A 19,425-nucleotide genomic window follows, 5' to 3' on the forward strand; every position below is an offset into this window, starting at 1 on the left:
CAGCCATGACCATCAATCTCAGCACCGCCAATGAATTTATCGCGCGCCATATCGGCCCGCGTCAGGCCGATGAACAGGCCATGCTCGCCACCCTGGGCTTTGATTCCCTTGAAGGTCTCAGCGCCAGCGTGATCCCGGAAAGCATCAAGGGCACCAGCGTGCTCAACTTGCCGGCCGGGCAAAGTGAAGCCGACGCCCTGGCCTCTATCAAGGCCATTGCGACCAAAAACCAACTATGCAAAACCTATATCGGCCAAGGCTATTACAACTGCCACACGCCTTCGCCAATCCTGCGCAACCTGCTGGAAAACCCGGCCTGGTACACCGCCTACACACCGTACCAGCCAGAAATTTCCCAGGGCCGTCTCGAAGCGCTGCTCAACTTCCAGACCCTGATCAGCGACCTTAGCGGCCTGCCGATTGCCAACGCTTCGCTGCTCGACGAAGCCACCGCTGCTGCAGAAGCCATGACCTTCTGCAAACGCCTGAGCAAGAACAAAACCAGCCACCGCTTTTTCGCCTCCAGCCACTGCCACCCGCAAACCCTCGACGTGCTGCGCACCCGTGCCGAGCCGCTGGGCATTGAAGTGTTTGTGGCCGACGAGCGCGAACTGACTGACGTGACAGCCTTCTTCGGCGCGTTGCTGCAATACCCGGCCAGCAACGGCGATGTATTCGACTATCGCGAACTGGTCGAGCGTTTCCACGCCGCCAACGCCCTGGTGGCTGTTGCCGCCGACCTGCTGGCGCTGACCCTGCTGACCCCGCCGGGCGAGTTCGGCGCGGACGTCGCCATCGGCAGCGCCCAGCGCTTTGGCGTACCACTGGGCTTCGGCGGCCCGCACGCGGCCTACTTCGCCACCCGCGATGCGTTCAAGCGCGACATGCCGGGCCGCTTGGTCGGTGTTTCGGTTGACCGTCACGGTAAACCGGCGCTGCGCCTGGCCATGCAAACCCGCGAGCAGCATATCCGCCGCGAGAAGGCCACGAGCAACATCTGTACCGCTCAGGTGCTGCTGGCCAACATCGCCAGCATGTATGCCGTTTACCACGGCCCTAAAGGCCTGACGCAAATCGCCCAACGCACTCACCAGTTGACCGCGATCCTGGCCCGTGGCCTCAGCGATCTGGGGCTGAAGGTCGAGCAGGAACAGTTCTTCGACACCCTGACCCTCAACACCGGCACCCACACCGCCGCGCTGCACGCCAAGGCCCATGCGCAGAACATCAATCTGCGCGTGATCGACGACCAGCGCCTGGGCCTGTCGCTGGATGAAACCAGCAGCCAGTCCGACGTCACTGCACTGTGGGCATTGCTCGCCACAGACGGCCAGGCCCTGCCTGACTTCGACGCACTGGCCACCAGCGTAACGGGCACCCTGCCCGCCGCCCTGCTGCGCCAGTCGCCGATCCTCAGCCACCCGGTGTTCAACCGCTACCACTCTGAAACCGAGCTGATGCGCTACCTGCGTCGCCTGGCCGACAAGGACCTGGCGCTGGACCGCACCATGATCCCGCTGGGCTCGTGCACCATGAAGCTCAACGCCGCCAGCGAAATGATCCCGGTTACCTGGGCCGAGTTCGGCAACCTGCACCCGTTTGCGCCTGCCGAACAAAGCCTGGGCTACCAGCAATTGACCACCGAACTGGAAGCCATGCTCTGCGCGGCTACCGGCTACGATGCTATTTCCCTTCAACCAAACGCCGGTTCCCAGGGCGAATACGCCGGCTTGCTGGCCATTCGTGCCTACCACCAGAGCCGTGGCGACGAGCGCCGCGATATCTGCCTGATCCCGTCCTCGGCCCACGGCACCAACCCGGCCACCGCCAACATGGCCGGCATGCGCGTGGTGGTCACCGCCTGTGACGCCCGCGGCAACGTTGATATCGAAGACCTGCGCGCCAAGGCCATCGAGCACCGCGACCACCTTGCCGCGCTGATGATCACCTACCCCTCCACCCACGGCGTGTTCGAAGAAGGCATCCGCGAAATCTGCGGCATCATTCATGACAACGGCGGCCAGGTGTACATCGACGGCGCCAACATGAACGCGATGGTGGGCCTGTGCGCTCCGGGCAAGTTCGGCGGCGACGTGTCCCACCTCAACCTGCACAAAACCTTCTGCATCCCTCACGGCGGTGGCGGCCCGGGTGTAGGCCCGATTGGCGTCAAATCGCACCTGACGCCGTTCCTGCCGGGTCACGCGGCCATGGAACGCAAGGAAGGCGCAGTCTGCGCGGCGCCGTTTGGCAGCGCCAGCATCCTGCCGATCACCTGGATGTACATCCGCATGATGGGCGGTGAAGGCCTCAAGCGTGCATCGCAACTGGCCATCCTCAACGCCAACTACATCGCCCGCCGTCTCGAAGAGCACTACCCGGTGCTGTACTCGGGCAGCAACGGCCTGGTCGCCCACGAATGCATCCTCGACCTGCGCCCGCTCAAGGAAACCAGCGGTATCAGCGTCGATGACGTGGCCAAGCGCCTGATCGATTTTGGCTTCCACGCGCCGACCATGTCGTTCCCGGTGGCCGGCACGTTGATGATCGAACCGACCGAAAGCGAGTCCAAGGAAGAGCTCGACCGCTTCTGTGACGCGATGATCTGTATCCGCGAAGAAATCCGCGAAGTCGAGAGCGGTGGTCTGGACAAGGAAGACAACCCGCTGAAAAACGCCCCGCACACCGCCGCTGAAATGGTCGGCGAATGGACTCACCCCTACAGCCGCGAACAGGCGGTTTACCCGGTGGCGTCCTTGATCGAAGGCAAGTACTGGCCACCGGTCGGTCGTGTCGACAACGTATTTGGCGACCGCAACCTGGTGTGTGCGTGCCCGTCGATCGAGAACTATCAGGAGGCATAAGTCAAAAACTGTAGCCGCTGCCGAAGGCTGCGATGGGCTGCGAGGCGGCCCCGCTTTCGGGCACAACGGCGAAGGCCCTGCGGGCTTTATCGCAGCCTGCGGCAGCGGCTACAGATGATTTGCCTACCCACACAATAAGAAACCGGAGAACCCCATGTCGTTAAGCGTGTTCGACCTGTTCAAGATTGGCATCGGCCCCTCCAGCTCCCATACCGTCGGCCCCATGCGTGCTGCTGCGCGTTTTGTCGAAGGTCTGCGCCGTGATGAGCTGTTGCAACAAACAGCCTGCGTAAAAGTTGAACTCTACGGTTCCCTCGGCGCCACCGGCAAAGGCCACGGCAGCGACAAAGCCGTGCTGCTGGGGCTGGAAGGTGAACATCCGGATACCGTCAACACCGAAACCGTGGCCGAACGACTGGCCGCGATTCGCAGCAGCGGGCGCCTGAACCTGCTGGGCGAACACCCCATCGAATTCATCGAAAAATCACACCTGGCGATGATTCGCAAACCCCTGCCCTATCACCCCAACGGCATGATTTTTCGGGCACTGGATGCCGCCGGCATTCAGATCCGCAGCCGCGAGTATTACTCGATCGGCGGTGGTTTTGTGGTGGACGAAGGCGCGGCAGGTGCCGACCGAATTGTCGAAGACAGTACTGTGCTGCAATACCCCTTCAAAACCGCCAAAGACCTGTTGCGCCAATGCGTAACCCATCACCTGTCGATCAGTGAAGTGATGATGGCCAATGAAGGCGCCTGGCGCCCGGAAGCCGAGACCCGCAGCGGCCTGTTGAAAATCTGGCAGGTCATGCAGGACTGCGTAAGTGCCGGCTGTCGCAATGAAGGGATTTTACCCGGCGGTTTGAAGGTCAAGCGCCGTGCCCCGGCCTTGCACCGTCAGCTCTGTGCCAACCCGGAAGCCGCGCTGCGCGATGCCTTGTCAGTACTGGACTGGGTGAACCTGTACGCCCTGGCCGTCAATGAAGAAAACGCCAACGGCGGGCGCGTGGTCACAGCGCCTACCAACGGTGCGGCGGGAATTATCCCGGCCGTTTTGCATTACTACATGCGCTTTATCGGCGGCGCCAATGAAGACGGCGTGGTGCGTTTTCTGCTCACTGCCGCCGCCATCGGCATTCTGTACAAGGAAAACGCTTCGATTTCGGGGGCCGAAGTCGGCTGCCAGGGTGAAGTCGGCGTGGCCTGTTCAATGGCGGCCGGCGCGTTGTGTGAAGTGCTGGGCGGCAGCGTGCAGCAAGTCGAGAACGCCGCCGAGATCGGCATGGAGCACAACCTCGGCCTGACCTGCGATCCGATTGGCGGGCTGGTGCAAGTGCCGTGCATCGAACGTAACGCGATGGGCTCGGTCAAGGCCATCAACGCAGTGCGCATGGCCCTGCGAGGTGATGGTCAGCACTTTGTCTCGCTCGACAAGGTGATCCGCACCATGCGCCAGACCGGCGCCGACATGAAAAGCAAATACAAGGAGACCGCCCGCGGCGGTCTCGCCGTCAACATTATTGAGTGCTGATTTTCAAGGAGTCTCGAATGTCCACCGAACAACTGCTTAAAACCCCGCTGCATGCACTGCACCTTGAACTCGGCGCCCGCATGGTGCCGTTTGCCGGCTACGACATGCCCGTGCAGTACCCGCTAGGGGTGATGAAAGAGCACCAGCACACCCGTGAACAGGCCGGGTTATTCGATGTATCGCATATGGGCCAGATCCGTCTGACCGGTGCTGACGCGGCCAAGGCCCTGGAAGCACTGGTGCCGGTGGATATCATCGACCTGCCGGTGGGTATGCAGCGCTATGCCATGTTCACCAACGAACAGGGCGGCATCCTCGATGACCTGATGGTCGCCAACCTGGGCAATGACGAGCTGTTCCTGGTGGTCAACGCCGCCTGCAAGGATCAGGACCTGGCCCACCTGCGCAAGCATTTGAGCGCCCACTGCCAGATCCAGCCGCTGTTTGAAGAGCGCGCCCTGCTTGCCCTGCAAGGCCCGGCTGCAGTCAGCGTACTGCAACGCCTGGCACCGCAAGTGGCGAACATGACCTTTATGCAATTTGCCCCGGTGACCTTACTGGGCGCGGATTGCTACGTCAGCCGCTCGGGTTATACCGGCGAAGACGGTTTTGAGATTTCAGTGCCGGCCGAGCACGCCGAAGCACTGGCCCGCCGCCTGCTGGCCGAGCCAGAGGTTCAGGCCATCGGCCTGGGCGCACGGGATTCGCTGCGCCTGGAAGCGGGCCTGTGCCTGTACGGCCACGACATGAACGACACCACGACGCCAATCGAAGCCAGCCTGCTCTGGGCCATCTCCAAGGCCCGTCGCGCTGACGGCCCGCGGGCCGGTGGTTTCCCGGGTGCCGAGAGCATCTTTGCCCAGCAGCAAAACGGCGTAGCGCGTAAACGAGTGGGCTTGCTGCCCCAGGAACGTACCCCGGTGCGTGAAGGCGCACAAATCGTCGATGCCGACGGCACCGGGATCGGCACCGTATGCAGCGGCGGCTTTGGGCCAACGTTGGGCGCACCCTTGGCAATGGGTTATCTGGATATCGCATTCACGCCTGTGGACACTGAAGTCTGGGCCATCGTGCGGGGCAAGCGCGTGCCGATGAAAGTGTCGAAAATGCCGTTTGTAGCGCAACGTTATTACAGGGGTTAAACAGTAAGTTATACAGTTGCATGTTCACGGTGCGTACGTGTCATGCAACTGCTACATAACAGTGCAAACTTTCGATAGCGAAAACAGTCTTTATTACACGAAAATAATTGAACACCTCTATAACGATCCGCTCTTTGACTCTGCGTTTAGAGTATTAAAAACAGCGGCCCTGCGGCGTATTTAAAGGGGCTTGTTTTTTCAATTACAGTTTCGTAGAGTTTGCCCACTGTGTTTGCATGGGTCGCTGGAATCGTGACCTGGGCAGTAGCTCAATGCTTGCTACATCCCGTTCTGCGTCTCTTACTTTCCTGCAACCCAGCACCAGTACTCTTTCATGTGAAAGAGGCTGTCATTAATTGTTAGCGTCAAGGAATTAAGAAATGTCTCAACGTCAGAGCGGTACGGTCAAGTGGTTCAACGACGAGAAGGGGTTTGGTTTCATCACCCCTGAAAGCGGCCCGGACCTGTTTGTGCACTTCCGTGCCATCCAGGGCAACGGCTTCAAAAGCCTGAAGGAAGGCCAGAAAGTGACCTTCATCTCGGTACAGGGCCAAAAAGGCCTGCAGGCTGACGAAGTTCAAGCAGAAGCTTAAATCTCGTGCACAAAAGCCTCTGATGGTGACATCAGAGGCTTTTTTATGGCCGTTATTCCGTAAGATGGCTGTTTTCCTTCACGAGACCCTGCCATGTCGAAACAACCGCTTAGCCCTCAAGGCGACTTTCCCGCCGTTGGCCTGGGGCGCCGCCTGGCAGCCATGTTCTACGACTTTCTGCTGTGTACCGCCCTGCTGATCGTCACGACCTTTATCTACAAGCTGATCATGATGGGCTTTATCGGCGAAGCCAAAATGCGCGAACTGTCAGAAGCAGGCGCCCTGGATGGTGACCCGCTGCTGTCGACCCTCCTGTTTTTCGTCCTGTTCGGTTTCTTTGCCAAGTTCTGGACCCACTCCGGGCAAACCCTGGGCATGCAGGTCTGGGGAGTTCGCGTACAGAACGCCGACGGCACGGCAATCAGCCTGTGGCAGGCCCTTCTGCGTTTTATCGTGTCCATAGGCTCGTGGTTGTGCCTGGGGCTGGGGTTTGTCTGGTCGATCTTCGACAATCAAAAACGCACCTGGCATGACATGTATTCCAATACGCAGTTGGTACGCGTCCCCAAGCAGAAGAAATAAAAAAAAGCCCGTATCTCGCGATACGGGCTTTTTTATTGCCCTTGTGGGAGCGGGCTTGCTCTCGATGAAGGCAACGCGGTTTCGCCGTTGAACCGCGCCGATGCTATCGCAAACAAGCCCGCTCCCTCACGGCTGTGCGGCTTACTCCGCCAGCTTGAACGTGATAAAGCTGGCACGCCCCTGACGCAGAACCCGCATCGACACCGAACGGTTCTTCGGCAATGCCTTGGCGATCTCGGTGAACTCCTTGCCATTGGTGATGGCCTGATTGTTCAAGTGCGTAATCACGTCGCCAGGCTGCAGGCCGATCAAGGCCGCAGGACCGTCCTGAACGTCAGTAATGATCACACCGCCCTTGATGTCGTTGGCTTTCTTCTGCTCTTCACTCAAGTCCGCTACGGACACGCCCAGGCGGTTGCTGCTTTGTTCAGCGCCGCCACCCGAAGCGATGTCTTTTGCATCATCAGGGATAGCGCCCACGGTCAGCTCCAGATTCTGGCGCTTGCCGTTACGAATAACTTCAAGGTTGGCCTTGCTGCCGGCCTTGAGTGCGCCAACCAGGTGCGGCAAGTCTGCCGACATGACGATCGGCTGACCATTCATGCTCAGAATCACGTCGCCCACTTGCAGACCGCCTTTGGCAGCCGGGCCGTCATCAAGTACCTGCGCCACCAGTGCACCGGCAGGTTTTTCCAGACCGAAAGACTCGGCCAGGTCCTTGTTGACCTCCTGGATCACCACACCCAACCAGCCACGACTGACCTTGCCGCCAGCCTTGAGCTGATTGGCAACGTCCATCGCCACATCGATCGGGATTGCAAAGGACACGCCCATGAAACCGCCCGAACGGGTATAGATTTGCGAGTTGATGCCCACGACTTCGCCCGCCAGGTTGAACAGCGGACCACCCGAGTTGCCCGGGTTGATCGGCACGTCAGTCTGGATAAATGGCACATAGCTTTCATTCGGCAGGCTGCGGCCCATGGCGCTGATGATGCCCTGGGTCACGGTGTGGTCGAAACCAAATGGCGAACCGATCGCAACCACCCACTGGCCGGCCTTGAGGTCCTGGGACTTGCCCAGTTTGAGCACCGGCAGGTTCTTGCCATCGATTTTCAGCAAGGCCACGTCAGAGCGCGGGTCAGTGCCCACCAGCTTGGCTTTCATTTCACTGCGATCGGACAGCCGCACAATGATTTCATCGGCATCTGCAACCACGTGGTTGTTGGTCAGGATGTAGCCATCGGGCGAGATGATAAAGCCCGAGCCCAGGGACTGGGCCTCGCGCTGACGCCCGCCTTTGCCACCGGGTGCAGGTGGCAGGCTGCGCTCAAAAAAGTCGCGCAGGCCAGGCGGCAGGCCTTCCAGGTCGGGCATTTGGCCCATGCTGGAAACCCGACGCTCAGGCAGCTTTTGCGTGGTACTGATATTCACTACGGCTGGCGAAGCCTGTTCAACCAGTTGGGTGAAATCAGGCAACTGCGCTTCAGCCATCACCGGCACTGCCTGCCCGAGCATCAGCACGGCTGCAAAAATGGGTAGATAAGATTTCAATCGCGGCATCGACATACAGCTCCCGTTAATAACAGCAGAGTTAAGCGACAGGCACCTAAAAACAAGTCAAAAGCATAGACCGTTTTTCAGACCCCGGAAAACAAACAAGGCCAAAGCCCTTTGGGGCTCTGACCTTTATAAAAAGAGATAAAAATGGCAAATCGAAAATTGTCACCCGCCATGTCGATGCAACCCTATGGTTTGGCCTGAGCATCGTTTTCACCGACACGCATCGACAGGGCAATTCGTTCAGCAGTGCCCATGGGAATTTCACCCACCACCGTGGCCATCATGTCTCCCTGAGGCGTGCTCAGGTGGCGCGTGACCGCAGCTGTGGGCCCGAGCTGGACGCGGGCATCTGGAACAGCAGCGCCCTTGACCGGCTCGATAAACACCGAAAAACGGGCAAGGCCATCGTCATACAGAAGGCTGGTGACTTCGGATTTGGTCCGCGGATCACGGCGCACCGTACTGCTGACCTGCTCAAAACCGGAGGGCAGCCAGTCAGAGTGCCAGGCCTGAACCGAATTGACCTGCCCGGCCCCTTTGTCGGCAGGGGCAACAGCACGGCACTGCCCCGCAGGCGTGAGCTGGCTGTCATCAGGAGGCGTGGTGGCAAAGGTCGTAAACTGGTAGCGCTCAAGCAACTGCCCCTTGTCATTTAGCAACAAGGACTTGAGAGGCAAACCGGTTTCACGGTCCAGATACAGCTCAAAACCGTAGCGATGCTGATCACGCGGAGCAAACGATATGACCACTACCGGGCGACCGGCAACCCTGGAGTTGCCCTCGATTGCCACGGCATACAGGTCATTGAACTTCTGGACATCGAATTGACGCGCCGCGACAGCCGTGACATCGCCCAACCCGGAGGCCTGTTTGCCAGTGACACATTCAGTGCGCCCATCCGAGCGGATCACCTCTTGCGCAGTGCCATCAAGCTGCATCAACCGCTCACGAACCTTGCCATCCTGCACGCGGTGCCAGATGCTGTGGGTAGAAAAACTACCGTTACGCTCGTAAACGAAAGTACCCTGATAGCTATGCTGTTGCTCGGCCTGCCCAAGACGTTTTAACCAGTCCTGGGCTTCATCGGCGTGGGCCGGTACTGCAAACCAGCCACTGAGCAGAAGAGGTAGCAAAGGTAGGACGCGCATGATGGTCCTTAACGGTTTTCAAGGCTCGCAGCACGAGCATAAGGCAGAGGGCTTTCAGCCCCTTTCAGCGCTGCTTGCTCTGCGTGCTGGCGCAGGTAGCCAGGCAAACGCTGATCTTGCCAGCCCGGCTGACCTTGCAGGACACCGTTGGCCATCGGGCCGGTGGCCTGATCGGCACTCTCGCTGTAGTTGGCCAGTACTGCCGGACCTTTGGCCATCGGTGCACTCAGGCTCTGCGCAGGGTTCTGCTGGGCGAGCTGGTTGCCAACGATGTCATCCTGGTTGTACAGCCGCACACCCGCCAGAACAGCGACGGTAACCGACGCGGCTACGGCCAGGCGACCAATGCTGCGCCACGGCCCACGGACAACCTTGGCCGGGGTTTGCTCTTCAGCCAGCGCGGCCGAAACGGCAGATGCGATGTCCAGGCGCGGAATCAACAGGTCCTTGTGCATCACAGCACGGGCCACCTGATAACGGGACCAGGTGTCACGGGTTTGTGTGTCGTCGAAGGCATTCAATACCCGACGTAGTTCCAGTTCGTCCGCTTCGTTATCCATCACTGCGGACAGCGATTCCTGCAGGGCTTCACGACTCATGGCGGTTCCTCTCTTGGCTGTCGCCGCTGTCTCAGTTTTCCTGCAACAACGGCTGCAGGGCTTTATCTATGGCTTCCCGGGCGCGGAAAATCCGGGAGCGCACGGTACCCACCGGGCATTGCATGACGCTCGCAATGTCCTCGTAACTCAGACCATCAAATTCACGTAAAGTTAAAGCCGTACGCAAATCTTCTGGCAGTAGCTGAATAGTGCGATGAACGGTGCCTTCGATCTCGTCTCGGAGCAAAGCGCGCTCCGGCGACTCGAGGTCCTTGAGACCGTGATCACCATCATAAAACTCGGCATCTTCCGAACTCACATCGCTGTCAGGCGGACGTCGACCGCGTGACACCAGATAGTTTTTCGCCGTGTTAATGGCGATGCGATACAGCCATGTGTAAAAGGCACTGTCGCCGCGAAAATTACCAAGTGCCCGGTACGCCTTGATAAAGGCCTCCTGAGCAACGTCCTGGGCTTCATGGGTGTCGTGCACGAAACGCACGATCAACCCGAGAATTTTGTGTTGATACTTCAACACCAGCAGATCGAACGCGCGCTTGTCGCCACGCTGTACGCGCTCGACCAGCTGCTGATCCTCTTCCTGGGCTAGCATGAATACTCCTCATAAGACCGGGAGGAAGATTGCTGTGCTAATTGATCAGGCTTGCAAACATAGACTCGGGCTTTTCGCAAAAGTTCTCTCCCCCCTGGCAAGTTTCCTGCGTGCCCGGATTTGGCACACACGAAAACGCAGCTCGGGCCTGGCCGGCTGCGTCAATAATCTTGTCGTCAAATTCAGCTGTCGAGTCGAAAAAACAAACCCCGCATCAATCTGGACGCCGTTCCCCTGCATCAAGGGCAGCCCACTATGGAACCCCTGGCTATACGAAAAGTTCAAAAACTTCGTATAAAACAAGCCCTGCAGTACCTTGGAAGCGTATCAGAACCCGCGCCATTCCAGAGCACTGCCCCAGCATGCAGATTAATTGTGCAAATCAACATGCAGACCCTTCGTGTCTGAGGCACACTTTGCGCCCGCTGTAATTTCACAATGCCATAAAGGCCCGGCCATTGTGCCGATCCCCCCCTCTATATACTAGAGATACCAGAGGGCGTTTTTTTGCGGATGTGAGAAGAATGAGCCAACATTTTCAACATGATGTGCTGGTGATTGGCAGCGGCGCTGCCGGCTTGAGCCTTGCGCTCACGTTACCCAGCCATATGCGTATTGCAGTGCTGAGCAAAGGCGATCTGGCCAATGGTTCGACGTTCTGGGCCCAGGGCGGCGTCGCCGCTGTCCTGGATGACACCGACACGGTGCAGTCCCACGTCGAAGACACCCTCAATGCCGGTGGCGGGCTGTGCCACGAAGACGCGGTACGCTTTACCGTCGAGCACAGCCGCGAAGCCATCCAGTGGCTGATCGATCAGGGCGTACCCTTCACCCGCGATGACAGCATCGACCCCGAGCAACAGGGCTTTGAGTTCCACCTCACCCGAGAAGGCGGGCACAGCCACCGGCGCATCATCCATGCGGCCGACGCCACCGGCGCGGCGATTTTCAAGACATTGCTCGAACAGGCCCGCCAGCGCCCCAATATCGAACTGCTCGAACAGCGCGTTGCCGTCGATCTGATTACCGAACGCCGCCTGGGCCTGGAAGGTGATCGCTGCCTCGGTGCCTATGTGCTGGATCGTGCCACGGGTGAAGTCGACACCTTTGGCTCGCGCTTCACCATTTTGGCAACCGGTGGCGCAGCCAAGGTGTACCTCTATACCAGCAACCCGGACGGTGCCTGCGGTGATGGCATCGCCATGGCCTGGCGTTCGGGTTGCCGGGTGGCCAACCTGGAGTTCAACCAGTTCCACCCCACCTGCCTGTATCACCCGCAAGCCAAGAGCTTTTTAATCACTGAAGCCCTGCGGGGCGAAGGCGCGCACCTCAAGCTGCCCAACGGCGAGCGTTTCATGCATCGCTTCGACCCGCGGGGCGAACTGGCCCCGCGGGATATCGTCGCCCGGGCCATCGACCATGAAATGAAGCGTCTGGGCATCGATTGTGTGTACCTGGATATCAGCCATGAGCCCGATAGCTTTATCAAGGCCCACTTCCCGACTGTATATGAGCGCTGCCTGGCATTTGGTATCGACATCACTCAACAGGCCATCCCGGTAGTACCTGCGGCGCATTACACCTGCGGCGGCGTGATGGTCGACGAACATGGCCACACCGATGTGCCGGGCCTGTACGCCATCGGCGAAACCAGCTTCACCGGCCTGCATGGTGCCAACCGCATGGCCAGCAACTCGCTGCTCGAGTGCTTTGTGTACGCCAAGTCGGCAGCGGCAGATATCCTTGCCCAGTCGCCCGAAATCGCCGCCCCCGTCGCACTGCCGAGTTGGGATGCCAGCCAGGTGACCGACTCCGATGAAGACGTAATCATCGCCCACAACTGGGATGAGCTACGGCGCTTTATGTGGGACTACGTGGGCATCGTGCGCACCAACAAGCGCCTGCAGCGGGCCCAGCACCGGGTGCGCCTGCTGCTGGATGAAATTGACGAGTTCTACAGCAACTACAAGGTCAGCCGTGACCTGATCGAGTTGCGCAACCTGGCGCAAGTGGCCGAGTTGATGATCCGCAGTGCCATGACCCGCAAGGAGTCGCGCGGCCTGCACTACACCCTCGACTACCCGCACATGCTGCCCGAAGCGCTGGACACTATTCTGGTGCCAGCCACCTACGCCGACTGAACTTCAGTCGCACGCGCAGGCGCCGGTGCTGATCCGGTGCCAGCGCGGCGGCCGGAATGCACACCGCACGCACCCGCCGCTCACCCGGCGAGCGAAAGCGCACCACTACCACCAGGGGTAGCGCCAGGCTGTCACGGCGCAGTTGCACGGCCTGCCAGCCTTGGTCACGACTCCACAACTGCCAGCCATCAACATCATGACGCAACCGGGTAATGGCACTGCCATGGGTCAGGCGGATATGCCTTGGCAACACCCAGGCCCCGTGAGCCAGACACAGCAATGCGCCGAGCAGGTGTGCCCAGGCAGGGATCGAAAGAAGGCAAATAGATATCAGCGCCAGCGACTGGGCTGCAAGATACGCCGCCAGCAATTGCCCCGAGGCATGCCAGCGGCATTCAAAATAATTACTTGGGCTGGACACGGTCCAGAATCATCCGGACCATGCGCTGCAGCTCAGGGTCCTCGGACTCGCTGCGCTCCATAAACCAGCCAAACATGTCCTGGTCTTCGCACTCCAGCAGCTTGCGATAGCATTCGCGGTCTACGTCATTAAGGGTGGCGTACACCTCCTTGACGAAAGGCACCAGCAACACATCAAGTTCAAGCATGCCGCGGCGGCTGTGCCAGTAGAGACGATTGAGTTCAACATCTTCGACCATGGAGCGCTCCTCAAATAGAACGCAAGTATACAGGCCGATCCGTCATAGAACAGTCGGCTTTGGTCGGCCCCGTCCATCCTTTGCGAACTACCCATTTGCAGGGCGCACCTCTATGATGTGTTCCAGACTTATTCAACTGCGATGACCCATGGCCGACTCTGCTTTTTTTTGCACCCTGAACCACGAAGGCATCCTTGCTGTGATCGGCAACGACGCCAGCAAGTTTCTGCAAGGGCAGCTGACCTGCAACCTCAACTATTTGAGTGAAACCAGCTCAAGCCTTGGCGCCCGCTGCACGCAAAAAGGCCGTATGCAGTCGAGCTTTCGCATCGTACTGCAAGACAACGGCTGCCTGCTGGCAATGGCGCGCGAACTGGTTGAACCGCAGTTGGCGGACCTGAAAAAGTACGCGGTGTTCTCCAAGTCCAAACTGACCGATGACAGTGCCAACTGGATACGCTTTGGCCTGGTAAATGCCGACTCGGTGCTGCAAAGCCTGGGCCTGGACCTGCCAGCTGAAACTGACAGCGTCGCCCGCGCCAGCGACCTGATCGCCATTCGCGCTTCTGAAGGCCGCGCGGAACTCTGGGCCCCTGTCGAACAGACTGAAAGCCTCGTTCAGCACCTCAAGGCACAGCTGCCCGAGGCCGACCTCAACCAATGGCTGCTGGGCCAGGTTCGCGCCGGTATTGGCCAGGTCATGGCCCAAACCCGTGAGTTGTTCATTCCGCAAATGATCAACCTGCAGGCCGTAGGCGGTGTCAGCTTCAAAAAAGGCTGCTACACCGGCCAGGAAATCGTTGCGCGCATGCAATACCTGGGCAAACTCAAACGCCACCTCTACCGCCTGTCCCTTGAGGCGGGGCATGCTGCGCCCGCCCCCGGCACGCCGCTGTTTACCCCGTCCCACGCCAGTTCCGTGGGCGAAGTGGTACTGGCCGCTAACGCCGAAAACGGTGTTGAGCTGCTAGCCGTGCTGACCAGCGATGCTGCGCAAGCCGGAGATATTCACTTGGGTGACCTGCAAGGCCCTGGCCTTTCACTGCTTGAGCTGCCGTATCAACTGGACCGCGATCGCGAAATCCAGCGTTGATTGCCACACATTGAAATGCAGTACCTAGAGAAATGAGCATGCTGGCGCACAGAGTCCAAATGGACTTGCTTAAGGCCATTGATAGAGATGACCTGGTTCTACCCACACTACCGGAAGTAGCGTTAAACATTCGCAAGGCCGCGGAAAACCCTGAAATCAGCGTCAGTAACTTGAGCAAGGTCATAGGTCGTGACACCGCGCTGTCAGCCCGACTGATCAAAGTGGTCAACAGCCCGATGTTGCGTGCCACCCGTGAGGTGACTGACCTGCACACGGCCATCACCCGCCTGGGTGTTAACTACAGCAGCAATCTGGCGATCGGGCTGGTGATGGAGCAGATTTTCCATGCCCGCTCCGAGGTGGTCGAGCAGAAAATGCGCGATGTATGGCGCCAGAGCCTGGAAGTGGCCGGCATCTGCTACACCCTGTGCCGCCGTCATACCTTGCTCAAGCCTGACCAGGCGGCACTGGGCGGCCTGGTGCACCAGATCGGCGTCTTGCCCATCCTGACCTACGCCGAAGAGCACAACGAACTGCTTTCCGATCCGGTTTCGCTTAACCACGTCATCGACAGCATTCACCCGCTGATTGGTGACAAGCTGCTGGCAGGCTGGGAGTTTCCGGAAATGCTGCTAAAGATTCCCGGGCAGTATCAGGACTTTTCCCGGCAAACCAAAGCCATCGACTACATCGATCTGGTGCAAATCGCTACCGTGTTTATGGGGCAAGACATGGAAGCACTGGTCGCCCTGCCCGCGCTCAAGAAGTTGAAGGTGCAAGCTGATGACCTGAAGTTTCAGGAGCAACTGCACGAAGCGCGCTGGATGCTTATCTGAACCTCTGAATCTGTGGGAGCGGGCTTGCTCGCGATGCAGACGACGCGGTCTGTCAGTTACACCGAATCGATTCAATCGCGGGCAAGCCCGCTCCCACAGGGGATTTGACGCCGGGTCGACTGGCCAGGGTATTTATCCATCCATGTCACAGGGCTAGCGCCCATTGGCCGGCACAAAACTCACCCGCACTTTCAACCCGCCCTGCACGCCATCATGCAAACTGATATGGGCAAGGTGGGCGCGACAGATTTCACCCACAATCGCCAGCCCCAGCCCCGACCCGGCCACCTGCTGATTACGTCGATAGAAGCGTTCAAATACCCGTTCGCGATCTTCATGGGGAATGCCCGGACCATCATCTTCGACTTCCAGCACGGCAGGCGCTGTCACGCGCAAAATCACATTGCCACCCACCGGTGTGTGAGCCATGGCGTTGTCCACCAGATTGCTCAGCAGTTCATGCAGCAACGTAGGCTCACCGTATAGCCAGACCGGCTGGTCGGCCTCAAGCGCCAGGGCAAACCCGCGGGCATGGGCCAGTGGCGCCATGGCCATGCCCAGCTCACGGGCCAACTGACTCAGGTCGAGCAACTGCGCACCGCCTTCGGCAATAGCCCGGGCGCCGTTTTCGATGCGCGCCAGCGACAGCAACTGATTGGCCAAATGGGTCAACCGGTCCGTACCCTGGGCCGCTTGCTCAAGGGTATGGCGCAAGGTCTGCGGTTCCTTTGCACGCAAGCCCAATTCAAGCTGGGCCTTGAGGACTGCCAGAGGTGTGCGCAACTCATGGGCAGCGTCAGCAATAAACTGCGCCTGACGAGCGAACTGCCCACGCAAACGCTCGGTAAAATGATTGAGTGCCTGCACCAATGGCCGCAACTCTCTTTGCACGGACACCAGCGGCAAGGGTCGCAGATCATCCATCTCGCGCTCCTCCACGGCGCTGCGCAAACGCTCCAGCGGGCGCAGTGCGGCGCTTACGGCAAACCACACCACCAGTAATGCCCCCAACCCCAGCATGCCCAGGCGCAGCAAGGTGTCCGCCATCAAGCTACGGGCCATGGCCACCCGTGCTTCGTCGGTCTCGGCCACACGAATTTCCGCCATGCCGTTCATGCTGGGTTCGCTCACAGCCTTGAGCAAACTCACAACGCGCACGTTCTGGCCGAGATAAGTGCCATCATAAAAACGCGCCAACGCCGGATAATCATCGGTCCGCGGCGTGCCAGCTGGCGGCGCGGGCAGATTTTCATAACCGGAAATCAGCTTCTGATGAATATCATTGACCTGGTAGTAGATTCGCCCGGCGCTGTCGTAGGCAAAGGTATCAAGGGCAACGTAGGGCACATCCGCACTCAGGCTGCCATCACGCTGCGAGAGCCCGGCGGCAATGGTTCGTGCCGATGCCAGCAGGGTTCGGTCATACGCCGTATCGGCGGCCTCGCGACCGTTGAAGTAAGCGCTCAAGCTGCTCGCCAGCATCAACACAACCAGCAACAGCGTAAGGTGCCACAACAGGCTCCAGCGCAAGCTGTCGAGCTTAAACATCGCGGCCTTCCAGCAAATACCCCAGGCCCCTGAACGTCACGATCGCCACTGCCTGGCCGTCGAGTTTTTTACGCAGTCGGTGAATGTAAATCTCGATGGCGTCCGGGCTTGCCTCCTCATCCAGGCCAAACACCTGAGCCGCCAGCTGCTCCTTGCTCATGACCCTGCCAGGGCGCGCTATCAGCGCTTCGAGTACCGCCTGCTCGCGGGAGGTCAGCACCAGCAGATCATTGCCAAGGGTGAAGCGCCGGGTTCCGAGGTCGTAGACCAGGGCGCCGCATTGCTGCAGCCGTTCGCCCCCCAGCACACTGCGCCGCAGCAGCGCCTTGACCCGGGCTTCCAGCTCCGTCAGCTCAAACGGCTTGGCCAGGTAATCGTCGGCCCCCAGATTAAGCCCGTGAACCCGGTCCTTGACGTCACTGCGTGCGGTCAGCATCAACACCGGCAAGGTTTTGCCACGGGCCCGTAAACGCGCCAGGACTTCAAAGCCATCCATGCGCGGCAGACCTACATCCAGAATCGCCACGGCATATTCTTCACTGCTCAAGGCCAGGTCGGCGGCCACGCCATCATGCAGAACATCCACGGTCAGGCCCATGCCTTTCAGGGCTTGGGCAACACTCTCGGCCAGCTGTAGCTGATCTTCGACCAAAAGCACACGCATCGGTTTCACCTCGATTTTTTGTCCAGGCCGCAGCCTTTTGTGCGCGGAGTGTACAGACGGCAGGAGTGCTGTGAAGCGCAAAAACAGTGAATCTGTTTTGAAAGGTTAGCGAAAGGTTGGCCGGCTAGCATCACGAGACTGACCGTAATCCCTGTCGCCGTCATGCACTGCATAACGGCCCGAAAAACGCCTTGAAGCGTTTTCGCCAATAAGAACAATAATGGAGCACCTGCATGCTGACTTATCAGCCCGAAGCCCTTCATCCCTGTATTCCCCCCCTACCCGCGCTCTGTCGCGATGATTTTGCACACCCCAAAACTGCCCTATAAAAATAAAAGCTCCTGAGGAGACGATATGAAATTCCCCCTGCGCACTCTGGCTATTGCGGCCGGCTGCATGCTCTTCACTGGCCAACTGCTGGCTGAACCCAAGCGCCCCGAATGCATTGCCCCGGCGTCCCCTGGCGGTGGCTTTGACCTGACCTGCAAACTGGCGCAAAGCGCACTGGTCAACGAGAAGCTGCTGAGCAAACCCATGCGTGTGACCTACATGCCAGGTGGCGTGGGGGCTGTTGCCTACAACGCCGTGGTCGCCCAGCGCCCGGCCGATGCTGGCACCCTGGTAGCCTGGTCCAGTGGCTCATTGCTTAACCTGGCCCAGGGCAAGTTCGGCCGCTTCGATGAAAGCGCCGTACGCTGGCTGGCAGCGGTCGGCACCAGCTACGGGGCCATTGCGGTGAAGAAGGACTCGCCCTACAAAAATCTCGATGATCTGGTTCAGGCCCTGAAAAAAGACCCGAGCAAAGTGGTCATTGGCTCAGGCGGCACCGTTGGCAGCCAGGACTGGATGCAGACCGCCCTGATCGCCAAGGCCGCCGGGATCAACCCCCGTGACCTGCGTTATGTGGCCCTGGAGGGTGGCGGTGAAATCGCTACCGCGCTGCTGGGTGGCCATATTCAGGTAGGCAGTACAGATATTTCCGACTCCATGCCCCATATCCAGAGCGGTGATATGCGCCTCCTCGCCGTATTCGCCAACGAGCGTCTCGACGAGCCGGAGATGAAGGACATCCCGACGGCCAAGGAACAGGGCTACGACATTGTCTGGCCTGTCGTACGCGGCTTCTACCTGGGGCCAAAAGTCAGCGATGCAGAGTACGCCTGGTGGAAAGAGGCTTTTGACAAGCTGCTGGCGTCCGAAGACTTCGCCACTTTGCGTGATCAGCGCGAACTGTTCCCCTTCGCCATGACCGGCCCGGAGCTGGACACCTATGTGAAAAAGCAGGTGGCTGACTACAAAGTCCTGGCCCAGGAATTCGGCCTGATCCAGTAACCGCCGCCGACCACTGGCTGTGCCCCTGCACCCAGGGGCACAGCCCAGGAGTAAACCATGCTTGCACAACGCGTATTTGCTTCGGCCCTGCTGCTTGTCTGCGCCGGTTTGGCGGCGATGGCCTGGCCTTATCAGGCAGCCTTTTCCTACGAACCCGTTGGTCCTCGCGCTTTCCCTTTGCTGATGCTGGCATTAATGGGATTGGGGCTGGCCTACATGATCTTTCGCCCCTCCCCCGTGGTGCACAGCGAAGATGACCCAAAACTGGATCGTGAAACCCTGACCAAGATCGGCCTGTGTATCGTGCTGTTGCTGATCTTCGCCGGCACCTTCGAACCTCTCGGTTTTATCCTCAGCAGCATCCTGGTCGGCATCCCGCTGGCGCGTCTGTATGGCGGTCGCTGGCTGCCCAGCAGCGTGATCATCAGCTTGGTGAGCGTTGGCCTTTATTTACTCTTTGATAAAGCCATGGACGTTCCGCTGCCGCTTGGCCTGCTCGACGTTCTGGAGGACTGAT

Annotated in this window: 18 protein-coding genes; 10 read left to right on the forward strand and 8 right to left on the reverse strand. The window is 59.4% G+C overall.

All coding sequences use genetic code 11. The annotated features are described in order from the left end of the window. Nucleotides 1-5: 5 nt before the first annotated feature. The 5 genes from gcvP (at nucleotide 6) to ACP7BE_RS16670 (ending at nucleotide 6,712) form a co-directional block, all read left to right on the forward strand. The gene (gene gcvP / locus ACP7BE_RS16650; protein WP_095019741.1) at nucleotides 6-2,864 is read left to right on the forward strand and encodes an aminomethyl-transferring glycine dehydrogenase; all 2,859 of its coding nucleotides are present in this window, start codon (nucleotides 6-8) and stop codon (nucleotides 2,862-2,864) included. A gap of 154 nt (nucleotides 2,865-3,018) precedes the next feature. Continuing rightward, the gene (locus ACP7BE_RS16655) at nucleotides 3,019-4,395 is read left to right on the forward strand and encodes an L-serine ammonia-lyase (protein ID WP_095019740.1); all 1,377 of its coding nucleotides are present in this window, start codon (nucleotides 3,019-3,021) and stop codon (nucleotides 4,393-4,395) included. A 17-nt stretch (nucleotides 4,396-4,412) separates the two neighbouring features. Continuing rightward, on the forward strand, nucleotides 4,413-5,537 hold the full coding sequence (gene gcvT, locus ACP7BE_RS16660; protein WP_426106570.1) for a glycine cleavage system aminomethyltransferase GcvT: 1,125 nt from the start codon (nucleotides 4,413-4,415) through the stop codon (nucleotides 5,535-5,537). A gap of 380 nt (nucleotides 5,538-5,917) precedes the next feature. Then, entirely contained in the window at nucleotides 5,918-6,130 is a 213-nt protein-coding gene (locus ACP7BE_RS16665; protein WP_016782052.1) for a cold-shock protein, read from the forward strand. Nucleotides 6,131-6,223: 93 nt separating this feature from the next. Beyond that, nucleotides 6,224-6,712: an RDD family protein gene (locus ACP7BE_RS16670; RefSeq protein WP_426106572.1), complete on the forward strand. Its 489-nt coding sequence runs from the start codon at nucleotides 6,224-6,226 to the stop codon at nucleotides 6,710-6,712. A 141-nt stretch (nucleotides 6,713-6,853) separates the two neighbouring features. On the opposite strand, the gene ACP7BE_RS16675 is transcribed toward ACP7BE_RS16670, so the two are convergent. From ACP7BE_RS16675 to rpoE, 4 genes are all read right to left on the reverse strand, one after another. Then, complete coding sequence (locus tag ACP7BE_RS16675) at nucleotides 6,854-8,275, reverse strand: DegQ family serine endoprotease (protein ID WP_370688609.1); 1,422 nt, start codon at nucleotides 8,273-8,275, stop codon at nucleotides 6,854-6,856. A 185-nt stretch (nucleotides 8,276-8,460) separates the two neighbouring features. Then, complete coding sequence (locus tag ACP7BE_RS16680; RefSeq protein WP_095027214.1) at nucleotides 8,461-9,423, reverse strand: MucB/RseB C-terminal domain-containing protein; 963 nt, start codon at nucleotides 9,421-9,423, stop codon at nucleotides 8,461-8,463. Nucleotides 9,424-9,431: 8 nt separating this feature from the next. After that, entirely contained in the window at nucleotides 9,432-10,022 is a 591-nt protein-coding gene (locus ACP7BE_RS16685; protein ID WP_095019735.1) for a sigma-E factor negative regulatory protein, read from the reverse strand. Nucleotides 10,023-10,053: 31 nt separating this feature from the next. Next, nucleotides 10,054-10,635: an RNA polymerase sigma factor RpoE gene (gene rpoE / locus ACP7BE_RS16690; RefSeq protein ID WP_016782046.1), complete on the reverse strand. Its 582-nt coding sequence runs from the start codon at nucleotides 10,633-10,635 to the stop codon at nucleotides 10,054-10,056. Between the two features lie 524 nt (nucleotides 10,636-11,159). Here rpoE and nadB point away from each other — a divergent pair. Further along, entirely contained in the window at nucleotides 11,160-12,776 is a 1,617-nt protein-coding gene (gene nadB / locus ACP7BE_RS16695; RefSeq protein WP_095024516.1) for an L-aspartate oxidase, read from the forward strand. On the opposite strand, the gene ACP7BE_RS16700 is transcribed toward nadB, so the two are convergent. Both ACP7BE_RS16700 and ACP7BE_RS16705 read right to left on the reverse strand, forming a co-directional pair. Further along, on the reverse strand, nucleotides 12,745-13,197 hold the full coding sequence (locus ACP7BE_RS16700) for a protein YgfX (protein ID WP_095001356.1): 453 nt from the start codon (nucleotides 13,195-13,197) through the stop codon (nucleotides 12,745-12,747). The two genes, nadB and ACP7BE_RS16700, sit on opposite strands and share 32 nt — an antisense overlap. Beyond that, nucleotides 13,181-13,435, reverse strand: a complete 255-nt coding sequence (locus ACP7BE_RS16705) for a succinate dehydrogenase assembly factor 2 (protein WP_048363403.1) — start codon at nucleotides 13,433-13,435, stop codon at nucleotides 13,181-13,183. The genes ACP7BE_RS16700 and ACP7BE_RS16705 overlap by 17 nt, the downstream gene beginning before the upstream one ends. A gap of 148 nt (nucleotides 13,436-13,583) precedes the next feature. Here ACP7BE_RS16705 and ACP7BE_RS16710 point away from each other — a divergent pair, with 148 nt between their 5' ends. Then, nucleotides 13,584-14,528 (forward strand): YgfZ/GcvT domain-containing protein, encoded by a 945-nt coding sequence (locus ACP7BE_RS16710; RefSeq protein ID WP_426106577.1) that lies wholly within the window; start codon nucleotides 13,584-13,586, stop codon nucleotides 14,526-14,528. A gap of 32 nt (nucleotides 14,529-14,560) precedes the next feature. Further along, nucleotides 14,561-15,364 (forward strand): HDOD domain-containing protein, encoded by an 804-nt coding sequence (locus ACP7BE_RS16715; protein ID WP_095001354.1) that lies wholly within the window; start codon nucleotides 14,561-14,563, stop codon nucleotides 15,362-15,364. A gap of 153 nt (nucleotides 15,365-15,517) precedes the next feature. Here the strand turns inward: ACP7BE_RS16715 and ACP7BE_RS16720 are convergent, their stop codons facing one another. Together ACP7BE_RS16720 and ACP7BE_RS16725 are read right to left on the reverse strand one after the other, a co-directional pair. Beyond that, complete coding sequence (locus ACP7BE_RS16720) at nucleotides 15,518-16,912, reverse strand: sensor histidine kinase (protein WP_095001353.1); 1,395 nt, start codon at nucleotides 16,910-16,912, stop codon at nucleotides 15,518-15,520. Then, nucleotides 16,905-17,576, reverse strand: a complete 672-nt coding sequence (locus ACP7BE_RS16725; protein WP_426106579.1) for a response regulator — start codon at nucleotides 17,574-17,576, stop codon at nucleotides 16,905-16,907. Before ACP7BE_RS16725 ends, ACP7BE_RS16720 begins: the two co-directional genes overlap by 8 nt. A 354-nt stretch (nucleotides 17,577-17,930) precedes the next feature. Between ACP7BE_RS16725 and ACP7BE_RS16730 the strand changes: the two genes are divergently transcribed. Then, nucleotides 17,931-18,908, forward strand: coding sequence for a Bug family tripartite tricarboxylate transporter substrate binding protein (locus ACP7BE_RS16730; protein ID WP_095020843.1), 978 nt, complete (start codon nucleotides 17,931-17,933; stop codon nucleotides 18,906-18,908). Between the two features lie 57 nt (nucleotides 18,909-18,965). Next, nucleotides 18,966-19,424, forward strand: coding sequence for a tripartite tricarboxylate transporter TctB family protein (locus ACP7BE_RS16735; protein ID WP_095001350.1), 459 nt, complete (start codon nucleotides 18,966-18,968; stop codon nucleotides 19,422-19,424). Nucleotide 19,425: the final 1 nt, after the last annotated feature.

It is taken from the genome of Pseudomonas sp. TWR1-1-3 (genome assembly GCF_049896805.1).
Taxonomy (GTDB): Bacteria; Pseudomonadota; Gammaproteobacteria; order Pseudomonadales; family Pseudomonadaceae; genus Aquipseudomonas; species Aquipseudomonas bubulae.

What these genes read in the sequence shown, in the direction of transcription:
- rpoE (WP_016782046.1), bottom strand. Translation starts at nt 10,635, where the DNA reads ATGCTAGCCCAGGAAGAGGATCAGCAGCTGGTCGAGCGCGTACAGCGT.
- ACP7BE_RS16725 (WP_426106579.1), bottom strand. Translation starts at nt 17,576, where the DNA reads ATGCGTGTGCTTTTGGTCGAAGATCAGCTACAGCTGGCCGAGAGTGTT.
- gcvT (WP_426106570.1), top strand. Translation starts at nt 4,413, where the DNA reads ATGTCCACCGAACAACTGCTTAAAACCCCGCTGCATGCACTGCACCTT.
- ACP7BE_RS16720 (WP_095001353.1), bottom strand. Translation starts at nt 16,912, where the DNA reads ATGTTTAAGCTCGACAGCTTGCGCTGGAGCCTGTTGTGGCACCTTACG.
- ACP7BE_RS16665 (WP_016782052.1), top strand. Translation starts at nt 5,918, where the DNA reads ATGTCTCAACGTCAGAGCGGTACGGTCAAGTGGTTCAACGACGAGAAG.
- ACP7BE_RS16730 (WP_095020843.1), top strand. Translation starts at nt 17,931, where the DNA reads ATGAAATTCCCCCTGCGCACTCTGGCTATTGCGGCCGGCTGCATGCTC.
- ACP7BE_RS16685 (WP_095019735.1), bottom strand. Translation starts at nt 10,022, where the DNA reads ATGAGTCGTGAAGCCCTGCAGGAATCGCTGTCCGCAGTGATGGATAAC.
- ACP7BE_RS16715 (WP_095001354.1), top strand. Translation starts at nt 14,561, where the DNA reads ATGAGCATGCTGGCGCACAGAGTCCAAATGGACTTGCTTAAGGCCATT.
- nadB (WP_095024516.1), top strand. Translation starts at nt 11,160, where the DNA reads ATGAGCCAACATTTTCAACATGATGTGCTGGTGATTGGCAGCGGCGCT.
- ACP7BE_RS16710 (WP_426106577.1), top strand. Translation starts at nt 13,584, where the DNA reads ATGGCCGACTCTGCTTTTTTTTGCACCCTGAACCACGAAGGCATCCTT.
- ACP7BE_RS16680 (WP_095027214.1), bottom strand. Translation starts at nt 9,423, where the DNA reads ATGCGCGTCCTACCTTTGCTACCTCTTCTGCTCAGTGGCTGGTTTGCA.
- ACP7BE_RS16735 (WP_095001350.1), top strand. Translation starts at nt 18,966, where the DNA reads ATGCTTGCACAACGCGTATTTGCTTCGGCCCTGCTGCTTGTCTGCGCC.
- ACP7BE_RS16670 (WP_426106572.1), top strand. Translation starts at nt 6,224, where the DNA reads ATGTCGAAACAACCGCTTAGCCCTCAAGGCGACTTTCCCGCCGTTGGC.
- ACP7BE_RS16655 (WP_095019740.1), top strand. Translation starts at nt 3,019, where the DNA reads ATGTCGTTAAGCGTGTTCGACCTGTTCAAGATTGGCATCGGCCCCTCC.
- ACP7BE_RS16675 (WP_370688609.1), bottom strand. Translation starts at nt 8,275, where the DNA reads ATGCCGCGATTGAAATCTTATCTACCCATTTTTGCAGCCGTGCTGATG.
- gcvP (WP_095019741.1), top strand. Translation starts at nt 6, where the DNA reads ATGACCATCAATCTCAGCACCGCCAATGAATTTATCGCGCGCCATATC.
- ACP7BE_RS16705 (WP_048363403.1), bottom strand. Translation starts at nt 13,435, where the DNA reads ATGGTCGAAGATGTTGAACTCAATCGTCTCTACTGGCACAGCCGCCGC.